Source organism: Streptomyces sp. NPDC004721, assembly GCF_053601495.1.
In genome coordinates this window covers 134,149-144,873 of record NZ_JBSGBZ010000022.1, presented here as the reverse complement: position 1 = coordinate 144,873, position 10,725 = coordinate 134,149, and the positions used below count along the sequence as shown (strand labels likewise).

The following is a 10,725-nucleotide window of genomic DNA, read 5'->3' as shown; positions in this document are numbered from 1 at the left end:
GCCTGCCGCACCGGGGCAGGCCGACGCCGCACTTGCCGGAGCTTCTCGAGATACCACCCCAGCTGACCACATGCCCAGGGGCCGAGATGCGAGGCAGCTCAGCTGCAGGGAGCATCGAAGACGTGAGGGCGATGACCTCATGTCCGAGTGCTTGGCCGGAGCACATCGTTTCTTCACCGAGTTCGTGACCGGAAAGGGAACGCTGGATCAGGACAACTGGGCCTGGGACGAGTTCCTGGCTTTCCTGCGCCTGTCAAAGATCCCTCCGACAAACGTACTGCTCTCGAGCTACTGGACGATGGGCGCCGTCCGGTACGGGGACTACATCGCCAAGGTGCGCATCACCCCGGACCCGACCTCCGCGCCGGAGGTCTTCCGACCGGCCCTGCAAGCCGAGCTGCAAGAGCGGCCCTACGCCTTCGACATCCAGGTCCAGCTCTGCACCGACCTGGAGCGCATGCCGGTGGAGGACAGGCCTGCCAGGTGTTCATCGCGGTCGGCACCAGCCTCCAGGTGCAGCCGACCGCCGGGCTCGCCGGGGTGCCGCCGACCACGGGGCACGGCTGGTCATCGTCAACGCCGAGCCGACACCGTACGACGACATCGCCGACGAGGTCGTACGCGAGCCGGTCGGCACGGCGCTTCCCACGCTGCTGCGCGGGCTGCGCGACGGCTCGTACAGCGGCTAGAAGAGGGCCGTTCCCCGTTCGAAGTCCAGCAGGCGTCGCTTTCTGGGCAGGCCGCCGCCGTAGCCGGTGAGGCTGCCGCCCGCGCCGATCACGCGGTGGCAGGGGACGATGATGCCGATGGGGTTCTTGCCGTTGGCGAGGCCGACCGCGCGCGAGGCGCCCGGGTTGCCGAGGGCGGTGGCGAGTTCGCCGTAGGAGCGGGTCTCGCCGTAGGGGATCTTCCGCAGTTGGTCCCAGACCGTGCACTGGAACGGGGTGCCGTGCAGGCGCAGCGGGACGGTGAACTCCTTCAGTTCGCCCGTGAAGTAGGCCTCCAGTTGGTCGACGGCCTCGCCGAAGGGACCGTCGTCGGGCTCGCCGAAGGTCTCCTCGGGCGGGCGGTGGCGCTGGTCGGTCATGTAGAGGCCGCACAGGACGCCGTCGTCGGCGACGAGGGTGAGCAGGTCGTAGGGGCTGTCGATCACGGTGTACTGCTTCATGGCGGAACGTCCTCAGACGGGAAGGAAGTTGATCGGGTGGCTGTCGGTCGCCCACAGGTACTGCACGGCGTACGCCCGCCAGGGCCGCCAGGCCGCCGCGCGGGCGGTGAGCGCGGCCGGGGTGGACGGCAGGCCGAGTTCCTGTGCGGCGCGCCGGATGCCGAGGTCGGTGGGGAGGAAGGCGTCCGGGTCGCCCAGGGCGCGCATGGCGATGACGTCGACGGTCCAGGGGCCGAATCCGGGGAGTGCCAGGAGGCGGCCACGGGTCTCCTCCCAGTCGCTCTCCACACCCAAGTGGAGTGTTCCGTCAGCGAGTTGACCGGCCAGGGTGAGCAGTGTCGTGCGCCGGGTGCGGGGCATCGCCAGCGATTCGGGGTCGAGGGCGGCCAGTGCCCCGGGGGCGGGGAAGAGGTGGGTGAGGCCCCCTTCGGGGTCGTCGACGGGCTCGCCGTGCGCGACGGCCAGGCGGCCGGCGTGGGTGCGGGCGGCGGCCGTGGAGACCTGCTGGCCGAGCACGGCCCGCAGCGCGAACTCGCCCTCGTCCACGGTGCGCGGCACGCGCCGGCCGGGGGCCTTGTCGACCAGGGGCGCGAGGAACGGGTCGGTGCGCAGCTGGTCGTCGATGGCGACCGGGTCGGCGTCCAGGTCGAGCATGCGCCGGCAGCGGCTGATGGCGACCGGAAGGTCCCGCAGGTCGCCGAGGGTGAGGCGGCAGGCGATGTGGTCCGGCTTCGGGGTCAGCGTGGCGATCCCGTGGCCGTAGGGCAGGCGCAGGGTCCTGCGGTAGGCGCCGTCACGCCACTCCTCGACACCGGGCACGGCGGTGGCCGCGAGGTGGCCGAAGAGGTTGTCCGGGTTGAGCGGGGCGCGGAACGGCAGGCGCAGGGAGAGGGCGCCGGGGGTGCCCGGGACGCCGGGGCGCGTGCCGGGCTCGGCGGGCCGCCCGGGGGCGCGGGTGCGCAGTCCGCTGGGCGACAGGGCGAACACCTCGCGCACGGTGTCGTTGAAGGTGCGGATCGAGGAGAAGCCGGCGGCGAAGGCGATCTCCGCCATGGGCAGGGCGGTGGTCTCGATCAGCAGCCGGGCGGTCTGGGCGCGCTGGGCGCGGGCGAGCGCGAGCGGTCCGGCGCCGAGTTCGGCGCGGAGCTGGCGTTCGATCTGGCGGGTGCTGTAGCCGAGGCGGGCGGCGAGTCCGGGCACGCCCTCGCGGTCGACGACTCCGTCGGCGATCAGCCGCATGGCGCGGGCCACGGCGTCGGCGCGCTGGTTCCACTCCGGTGAGCCGGGACTGGTGTCGGGGCGGCAGCGCTTGCAGGCCCGGAAGCCGGCCTGCTGGCAGGCGGCCGCGCTCGGGTAGAAGGTCATGTTCTCCGGCTTGGGCGGCACCACCGGGCAGCTGGGCCGGCAGTAGATGCGGGTGGTCAGGACGGCGGTGAAGAACCAGCCGTCGAACCGCGCGTCCTTGGACCGTACGGCGCGCACACAGCGCTCCCGGTGGGTGTGCATCCCTTTCTGCATGCGTCCAGCATCCGGCACCGGGCGGGCCGGGGCTGGCGGGAATCCGACATCGACCTCGCGTGTCCTGGGTCCGCGGCGATCGCCCACGGACCGGACGAGGTCCTCCGGCGCTCCGGAGGCATGAAGGCGATCCTGGAAGCATGGAGCAGCAGCCGCTCGTCACCTTCGGACACGGTACGGCGGACCGCGAACGCCTCACGGAGCTGATCCGCGGGGCGGGGATCGACGCCGTGGTGGACGTCAGGACCGCGCCCGGAAGCCGCCACAACCCGGACGTGGGCCGGGAGAGGCTGCTGGAGTGGCTGCCCGAGCGCGGGACCGCCTACCGCTGGGAACCGCGACTGGGCGGCTTCCGCAAGGTGCCTCCGGACTCGCCCGACACCGTCTGGCGCAACGAGGCTTTCCGCGGTTACGCCGCACACACGCGCACGGACGAGTTCCTCGACGCGATCACCCAGCTCCTCGACGAGGCCGCGCGGCGGCGGACGGCCGTCATGTGCGCGGAGGCGGTCTGGTGGCGTTGCCACCGCCGTATCATCGCCGACTTCGTGGTGCTCGCCCGCGGACGGCCCGTCCTGCATCTGATGCACGACGGCCGGCTCGTCCCCCATCGGCTCAGCGAGGGAGTACGTCTGCGGGAGGACGGACTGCTCGTCTACGACGGTCGGCGGTCCCCGGACCTGCTCGGGGAGGGACGTGCACAACCCGACGAGGGAACCTTGGGGAACTAGGGTGGGTGATGCAGGTCTGTGGGGGTGGGGAGGGACCAAGGACGGTTCTGAACCATGAGCGATGTACATCGGCTCGAGCCCGTCTCGGCGAACCTGGGCGGCGGCACCGTGCTCGCGGCATGGGAGCGGTTCGTGCGGGGCGAGGACCATGTCCCGGACGTCCGGCCCCTGGTGGCGATCTCCTGGCATCGCTGCCGGGAGCAGTACCGGGTGGATCCGCACCTCACGCGGGCCCCGGTGGCCGTCGCGGAGCCCGACCACACGTCCGAGCACGACGTCGTGTTCGCCGAGCTGGGTTTCCGTGCCGCCTCCGTCGCCCATGAGGTGGGCGGCCTCGGTGGTGTCGTCACCGTCACCGATGCCACCGGCCGGATCCTGGCCGAGTGGGGTGACCAGGCCACGCTCGCCCGGGCCGGCGAGTCCAATCTGGCCCCCTGGTTCTGCTGGTCCGAGTGCGCGGTCGGCACGAACAGCATGGGCACGGCGCTGGAGACGCACGGACCGGTACCGATCAGGGGCGCGGAGCACTGGTGCCAGGCGTTCCACGACTGGGTCTGCGCGGGCGTCGCGGTGCGTGACGTGGTGACCAAGGACCCGCTCGCGGTCATGAGCATCTGCTGCTGGCGCAGCCCGCTGCCCGCGTCCGCGAGCGGCTGGCTGGCGAACGCGGTCACCTTGACCCAGTACCCGCTGAAGAGGCGCGCCCGGGACAGCGGCGCCGAGCTGGTCGCGGCCTGCACGCAGGCCAGGGCACACTCCGGTGCGGCGCTGGCCGCGGTGGACACCGCGGGCAAGGTGGTGATCGCCGACGCCATGGCGAGCGTGCTCCTGGGCGTCCCCGCCTGCACCCCGGCGGTCGACCCCACGCTGCGCTGGAAGCCCGGGCTGCCGGAACTGATCGCGGCCGCCCGGTACGCCACGGGGCAGGCGGCCGACAATCCCGACTGGGTCGGCTCGACGCAGATCTTCGCCCATCTCGCCGACGAGCCGACGTCGATCGGCATCCGCCCCGTCTTCTCGTCGGGACGCCTGATCGGGCACCTGGTCTCGTTCGGCGCCTCCGACGGGGCGCAGGTGCCGCAGGTGGAGGCGCCGGCGCATCCTCGGGTGCTGCCGCGCCGGCTGGTCGCGGTGCGCGACAACCGGCTGGTGCTGCTGCGGCTGCCGGAAGTCTCCTTCGCCGAGTCGCGGGGCAACGACGTGTGGCTCTCCACCGATCAGGGGCGGTTGCGAGCCGCCTCCGTGAGCCTGGACAAGCTCGACGGTGAGCTCGCGGATGCCGGCTTCCTGCGGGTGCACCGCAGGTATGTGGTCAACCTCGGCCGCATCCGGGAGATCGAGCGCGGGCTCAAGGGCGAGCTGTCCCTGGTCATGGACGGCCGGACCAAGGAGATGGTGCCGGTCTCCCGGCGGAACGCGCCGGCCGTGCGTCGCGCGCTGGACCTCTGAGTCCCTCAGCACACCCTCTGTTCCGGAAGGAGGTTCCCGTGACGGACGGTCGGGACGCCGTTGCCGGCGCGATGAACGCCGGGGGCGCGAGCAACCGCGACTGGTGGCCGAACCGGCTCGACCTGGCGGTCCTCCGGAAGCACCCCGCCATGGCCGACCCCCTGGGCGAGGGCTTCGACTACGCCGCGGAGTTCCGGACGCTCGACCTCGACGCCCTGGCACGGGACGTCGACGAGGTGCTGACGACGTCGCAGGAGTGGTGGCCGGCCGACTTCGGCCACTACGGGCCGCTCGTGCTCCGGATGGTGTGGCATTGCGCCGGGACGTACCGCGTCGACGACGGGCGCGGTGGCGCGGGCGCCGGAATGCAGCGTTTCGCGCCGCTGAACAGCTGGCCGGACAACCGCAACCTCGACAAGGCGCGCCGGCTGCTCTGGCCGGTGAAGAAGAAGTACGGCCGCAAGATCTCCTGGCCCGACCTGATGGTCTTCGCGGGCAACCGCGCCCTGGAGACGATGGGCTTCACGACCTTCGGCTTCGCCGGCGGCCGGGCGGAGGTCTGGGAGCCCGGCGAGGACGTGTACTGGGGTCCCGAGCGCGCCTGGCTCGGCGACGAACGCCACGGCGGCGTCCGGAAGCTGGAGAGCCCGCTGGCCGCCGATCAGATGGGCCTCATCTACGTCAACCCGGAGGGTCCGAACACCGTCCCGGACCCGCTCACCGCCGCCCGGGACATCCGCGAGACGTTCCGGCGCATGGGGATGGACGACGAGGAGACCGTCGCGCTGATCGCGGGCGGCCACACGTTCGGCAAGACCCACGGCGCGGCCGACCCGGACACCTACCTCGGCCCAGAACCCGAGGGCGCCCCGCTGGAGCAGCAGGGCCTGGGCTGGAAGAGCGGCTACGGCACCGGAAAGGGCGCGGACGCCATCTCCAGCGGGCTCGAAGGTACGTGGACGCCCACTCCGACACGATGGGACAACGGCTTCCTCGAGACCCTGTTCGGCTACGAGTGGGAGCTGGAGCTGAGCCCCGGCGGTCTGTGGCAGTGGATCCCGAGGGACGGCGGCGGGGCCGGCACCGTGCCGGACGCCCACGACCCGGCGGCGACCCATGCCCCGACGATTCTGACGACGGACCTCGCGCTGCGGTCGGACCCGGTCTACGAGCCGATCGCGCGGCGTTTCCTGGAGCACCCGGACCGGCTCGCGGACGCGTTCGCCCGCGTCTGGTTCAAGCTGACGCACCTCGACATGGGCCCGATCCGGCGCTACCTCGGACCGCTGGTCCCCCGGGAGACCCTGCGCTGGCAGGACCCGGTCCCCGCCGTGGACCACGAGCTGGTCGGGGCGGCGGACATCGCCGCGCTCAAGGACCGGATCCTCGCCTCCGGGCTGTCGGTCCCCCAGCTCGTCTCGACGGCGTGGGCGTCGGCCTCGACGTTCCGCGTCAGCGACAAGCGGGGCGGGGCGAACGGCGCGCGCGTCCGCCTGGAGCCGCAGCGGAACTGGGAGGTCAACGACCCCGACACGCTGGCACGGGTGCTGCGCACCCTGGAGAGGATCCAGGAGTCCTTCAACAGCACCCGGACCGGGGGCAAGAGGATCTCGCTGGCCGACCTCATCGTGCTCGGCGGAGCGGCCGCCGTCGAGCAGGCCGCCAGGACCGCCGGCCACGACGTCCGGGTCCCCTTCGCTCCGGGCCGCACGGACGCCACCCGGGAGTGGACCGACGCGGAGTCCTTCGCCCCGCTGGAGCCGGCCGCGGACGGGTTCCGCAACTACCGCCGCAAGGGCGGCCGACTGCCGTCGGAGCACTCGCTGGTCGACCGCGCGAACCTGCTGGACCTGAGCGCGCCCGAGATGACCGTCCTCGTGGGTGGCCTGCGCGTGCTGGGCGCCAACCATCGGCAGTCGCCGTTGGGCGTCTTCACCTCGGTGCCCGGGTCGCTGACCAACGACTTCTTCGTGAATCTGCTCGACATGGGCACGGAATGGAGGCCGACGTCCGCGGCCGCGGAAACCTTCGAGGGCCGCGACCGCGCCACCGGCGAGGTGAAGTGGACCGGCAGCCGTGTCGACCTCGTCTTCGGCTCGAACTCCGAGCTGCGGGCTCTCGCGGAGGTCTACGCGAGCGACGACGCACGGGAGAAGTTCGTGCGGGACTTCGTCGCGGCGTGGGACAAGGTCATGAATCTCGATCGGTACGACCTCACCTGATTCCTCCCCTCCTCCCAACGGCGGCACCTCGGGTACGAACGGCGGCTCGTCGCGGACGAACGGCATGCACCGCCCGGTGTGATTCCTCCGGCGTAGCGTGCTCTTTGCTGACCAATTTTTCACCCTTTACGGCGTCAATTAAGTAATTCGCGAATTCAGGGTCACTGCGGATTCGGGTGAGGAGAGTGAAGCCCCGATGACAACCGCGCAGGAACGATCCAACCTGCTGGACACGATCGGGTTGGCCGGACAGAACAAGGCAGCGCTGGGCCAGGTGCTGGGGACCGGAAGCATTGGGCAGGCCACCGTGAGGCCGGACGGCCGCATGGAGGCCACCATCCGCATCCACCCGGACGAGCTGGCCTGGGATCCCTCGATTCTGGTCATGCCCCATGGAGGCGATATCGAGCTGGAACTCGTCAATGACGACGGGAACACGCACTGTGCGCTCCTGCCCAGCAATGGCGACCGGAAATTCATCTGGCTGGTGAACCATTCGCGGGGACGGGCGGCCCTCAACCTCGACGGACCGGGCTACTACTGGTTCGGCTCGCCCACGGGCAATGACGAGGGCCGGGGTCTGACCGGGGCCATCGTCGTCATGGGGGACGCTCCGCCGGAGGCCCGCCTCGACCGTCCCGAACAGCCGCGGCCGTAGGAAGAAGGAGGTGGAGCACATGGCCGTCGAGTACGTGGACGCGGGCTGGGCCGTCGACCAGGGAAGCCTGAGCGGCAAGGTCGCGGGCGGGGACATCGCGCCGCCCGTGGTGGCCGGCGTCGACTACGAACGCCTGCTCAACGCCCGCGAGGAGCCCCAGAACTGGCTCACCTACTACGGCGCCTACGACGGACAGCGGTACAGCCCGCTGGACCAGATCAACACGGAGACCGTCAAGCGCATGGTCCCCGCATGGGTCTTCCAGGCCGGCACGACCGGACTGATCGCGGGCGCGTCGACCTACTCGTTCGAGGCCGCCCCGATCGTCGTCGACGGGGTCATGTTCCTCTCCGGCTGGGACGGCTGGGTCTGGGCCCTCAACGCGAAGACGGGTGTGGAGATCTGGCGGTACAAGCACGCGGTCCCCTTCGACGTGTCCCTGTGCTGCGGGAACGTCAACCGCGGGGTCGCAGTGGCACAGGGGAAGGTCTTCTTCGTCACGGCGAACGCCCGTGTGCTCGCGCTCGACGCCACCACCGGCAAGCGGGTCTGGGACAGGACCTACGGAGACGTCCGCGCCGGGGAGAGCGCCACCCTCGCCCCGCTGGTCGTGAAGAACCTGCTCATCGTCGGCAGTTCCGGCGGCGAGTTCGGCGTACGGGGCCACCTCGACGCGTTCGACCTCGAGACCGGCGAGCACCAGTGGCGGTGCTACACGGTGCCGAAGCCCGGGGAACCCGGCTCGGAGACCTGGCCCGCCGACGGCGAGGCCTGGGCCCGGGGCGGGGCGAACTGCTGGGTCACCGGCACCTTCGACCCGGAGACCAACCTGCTGTACGTCGGCACCGGCAATCCGGCGCCCGACTTCGACGGAGCCGTCCGCGAGGGCGACAACCTCTTCACCGACAGCGTCATCGCCGTCGACGTGGACAGCGGTCAGATCCGCTGGCACTACCAGTGCACCCCGCACGACGTGTGGGACTACGACAGCATCGCCGAGTGCATCCTGTTCGAGCGGGACGGGCGCAAACTGCTCGGGCACTTCGACAAGAACGGCTACTTCTTCGTCCTCGATCGCACGAACGGCGAGAGGGTCGGGATCACCCCCTTCGTGGACCGCATCACCTGGGGAGCGATCACGAGGGACGGCCGGGTGACGGCGAAGGCGTACCCGGACCAGGAGGGAGTGCCGGTCCACTTCTACCCGGGTCCGGCCGGTGCCAAGGAGTGGACGCACGCGGCCTACAGCCCGAAGACCGGGCTCTTCTACGTCCCGGTCCAGGACACCGGGGCCACGGCCACCCGGCGGCGCCGGGAGTTCAAGGAGAGCATTCCGTACTGGGGCGCGGGCGTTCAGGTGGACATCGAGGACATGGCCGGGTCCATCAGCGCGTTCGACGCGAGCGGCGAGGAGAAGTGGCGGTGGCGCAACGAACTCCCGATGTGCGCCTCGGTGCTGGCCACCGGCGGCGACCTGGTGTTCGCCGGTGAGCCCTCCGGGGAGTTCAACGCGCTCGACGCCCGCACCGGCGAACTGCTCTGGCAGTTCCAGTGCGGAAGCGGCCACCACAGCAGCCCGACCACCTACATGGTCGACGGCAGGCAGTACATCGCCGTGCCCGTCGGCTGGGGCGGATGGGCCGAGGGATTCCTCCCCGGCATGCTCGGCGCGGGGCACGGAAGCGCCCTGATGGTCTTCGCCCTCCCGGAATCGCCGTAGCGCGTGACCGGAGCCTGCCCGTTCGGGCGGAGAGGAGGTGAATCCATGGAGTCCCAGCTCGAAGTGCTGGAAGTGCTGGAAGTGCTGGAAGTGCTGGAAGCGTGGGAGACGCCCGAGTTCGAGGAGATCGCAATCGCGGCCGAGGTGACCATGTACGTCGCCCGGTTGGAGGACTAGCGGACTGACGGACCGGCGGACGTGGGACGGCGCCGGACAGGACGGCGCCGGACCCGGCCCGGCGCCGAGGGCTCAGGACGGCCACGGACGGCCGGGCCGGCGACGGACCCGGCCCGGCGCCGACGGCTCAGGACGGCCACGGACGGCCGGGCTGGCGACGGACCCGGCCCCCTTCGACGAATGGAGTGCCGACGTGCTGCTGCGCGTGCTGGGCTCGGCGGCAGGGGGCGGCTCCCCGCAGTGGAACTGCGGCTGCCCGGTGTGCGCCGCGGTCCGCTCCCGGGCCGGCCTCGCGCGCACCCAGTCGTCGGTCGCGGTCAGCGCCGACGGCCGCGGGTGGTTCCTCGTCAACGCCTCGCCCGACGTCCGCGCCCAGATCGAGGCCTTCCCCGGACTGCACCCGCACGACGACCGGACGACGCCGCTGGAGGCGGTGCTGCTCACCGACGCCGAGCTGGACCACACGCTGGGCCTGCTGCTGTTGCGCGAGGCCCGTGCCCTGCGGCTGTACGCCACGCCGGCGGTGCGCGAGACCCTGTGCGTCGGCTCGGGAATCCTGCGCACGCTGGAGCACTACTGCCCGGTCGAGTGGCGGGCGGTGACCCCCGGCGCCGGCCTGGCCCTGGCGGACGGGCTGTCCTGCCGGGCGTTCGACGTGCCCACCGGCAAACGCGACCGGTTCGGAACCGGGGTGGACCACGGCCGCGTCGTGGGCTACCGGCTGACCGACGAGCGCAGCGGCGGGACGCTGGTGTACCTGCCGGGGGTGCAGTCGCTGACGCCGGCGCTGCGCGGGGAGATCGAAGGCTGCGCATGCCTGCTGATCGACGGGACCTGCTGGCGCGACGACGAGCTCGTACGGCTCGGCCTGGCCGGCAAGACGTCCAGGGAGATGGGCCATCTGCCCATCGACGGCCCGGACGGCAGCCTGGCGCAGCTCCCGTCGCTGGGCGTGCGGCGGACGATCTTCGTGCACATGAACAACACCAACCCGATCCTTCTGGAGGACACTCCCGAGCGTCGTATCGTGGAGAAGAGCGGCATGGAAGTGGCCACGGACGGCCTAGAGGTCCAGGTGTAGA

9 protein-coding genes and 1 pseudogene are annotated in these 10,725 nt (G+C 71.4%); 8 read left to right on the top strand and 2 right to left on the bottom strand.

The genetic code is table 11. The features are described 5' to 3' along the window. Window positions 1-471 precede the first annotated feature (471 nt). Window positions 472-689, top strand: a pseudogene (locus ACWEK3_RS21705) (NAD-dependent deacetylase); the annotation flags it as partial. Here ACWEK3_RS21705 and ACWEK3_RS21700 read toward each other — a convergent pair. Together ACWEK3_RS21700 and ACWEK3_RS21695 are read right to left on the bottom strand one after the other, a co-directional pair. Beyond that, entirely contained in the window at window positions 686-1,168 is a 483-nt protein-coding gene (locus tag ACWEK3_RS21700) for a methylated-DNA--[protein]-cysteine S-methyltransferase (RefSeq protein ID WP_453250363.1), read from the bottom strand. The pseudogene ACWEK3_RS21705 and the gene ACWEK3_RS21700 sit on opposite strands and share 4 nt — an antisense overlap. A 12-nt stretch (window positions 1,169-1,180) precedes the next feature. Continuing rightward, window positions 1,181-2,686, bottom strand: coding sequence for an AlkA N-terminal domain-containing protein (locus tag ACWEK3_RS21695; RefSeq protein ID WP_450539730.1), 1,506 nt, complete (start codon window positions 2,684-2,686; stop codon window positions 1,181-1,183). 140 nt (window positions 2,687-2,826) lie between these two features. Here ACWEK3_RS21695 and ACWEK3_RS21690 point away from each other — a divergent pair, with 140 nt between their 5' ends. From ACWEK3_RS21690 to pqqB, 7 genes are all read left to right on the top strand, one after another. Next, a complete protein-coding gene (locus ACWEK3_RS21690; RefSeq protein WP_453250362.1) occupies window positions 2,827-3,417 on the top strand; it encodes a DUF488 domain-containing protein in 591 nt (196 codons plus the stop codon). Window positions 3,418-3,471: 54 nt separating this feature from the next. Beyond that, window positions 3,472-4,866 (top strand): LytTR family transcriptional regulator DNA-binding domain-containing protein, encoded by a 1,395-nt coding sequence (locus tag ACWEK3_RS21685; protein ID WP_453250361.1) that lies wholly within the window; start codon window positions 3,472-3,474, stop codon window positions 4,864-4,866. A gap of 71 nt (window positions 4,867-4,937) precedes the next feature. Then, window positions 4,938-7,088 (top strand): catalase/peroxidase HPI, encoded by a 2,151-nt coding sequence (gene katG, locus ACWEK3_RS21680; protein WP_453250366.1) that lies wholly within the window; start codon window positions 4,938-4,940, stop codon window positions 7,086-7,088. 196 nt (window positions 7,089-7,284) lie between these two features. Beyond that, window positions 7,285-7,746 (top strand): MSMEG_3727 family PQQ-associated protein, encoded by a 462-nt coding sequence (locus ACWEK3_RS21675; RefSeq protein WP_450539725.1) that lies wholly within the window; start codon window positions 7,285-7,287, stop codon window positions 7,744-7,746. A 19-nt stretch (window positions 7,747-7,765) separates the two neighbouring features. Further along, window positions 7,766-9,466 carry a PQQ-dependent dehydrogenase, methanol/ethanol family gene (locus tag ACWEK3_RS21670; RefSeq protein WP_453250360.1) on the top strand — a complete coding sequence of 567 codons (1,701 nt, stop codon included), beginning with the start codon at window positions 7,766-7,768 and terminating at the stop codon, window positions 9,464-9,466. 45 nt (window positions 9,467-9,511) lie between these two features. Next, window positions 9,512-9,643 (top strand): pyrroloquinoline quinone precursor peptide PqqA, encoded by a 132-nt coding sequence (pqqA, locus tag ACWEK3_RS21665; protein WP_453250359.1) that lies wholly within the window; start codon window positions 9,512-9,514, stop codon window positions 9,641-9,643. A gap of 193 nt (window positions 9,644-9,836) precedes the next feature. Next, window positions 9,837-10,724: a pyrroloquinoline quinone biosynthesis protein PqqB gene (gene pqqB / locus ACWEK3_RS21660; protein ID WP_450539719.1), complete on the top strand. Its 888-nt coding sequence runs from the start codon at window positions 9,837-9,839 to the stop codon at window positions 10,722-10,724. Window position 10,725: the final 1 nt, after the last annotated feature.

Coding starts and splice junctions, on each gene's coding strand:
- katG (WP_453250366.1), top strand. CDS start 4,938: ATGAACGCCGGGGGCGCGAGCAACCGCGACTGGTGGCCGAACCGGCTC.
- ACWEK3_RS21695 (WP_450539730.1), bottom strand. CDS start 2,686: ATGCAGAAAGGGATGCACACCCACCGGGAGCGCTGTGTGCGCGCCGTA.
- ACWEK3_RS21675 (WP_450539725.1), top strand. CDS start 7,285: ATGACAACCGCGCAGGAACGATCCAACCTGCTGGACACGATCGGGTTG.
- ACWEK3_RS21670 (WP_453250360.1), top strand. CDS start 7,766: ATGGCCGTCGAGTACGTGGACGCGGGCTGGGCCGTCGACCAGGGAAGC.
- pqqA (WP_453250359.1), top strand. CDS start 9,512: ATGGAGTCCCAGCTCGAAGTGCTGGAAGTGCTGGAAGTGCTGGAAGTG.
- ACWEK3_RS21700 (WP_453250363.1), bottom strand. CDS start 1,168: ATGAAGCAGTACACCGTGATCGACAGCCCCTACGACCTGCTCACCCTC.
- ACWEK3_RS21690 (WP_453250362.1), top strand. CDS start 2,827: ATGGAGCAGCAGCCGCTCGTCACCTTCGGACACGGTACGGCGGACCGC.
- ACWEK3_RS21685 (WP_453250361.1), top strand. CDS start 3,472: ATGAGCGATGTACATCGGCTCGAGCCCGTCTCGGCGAACCTGGGCGGC.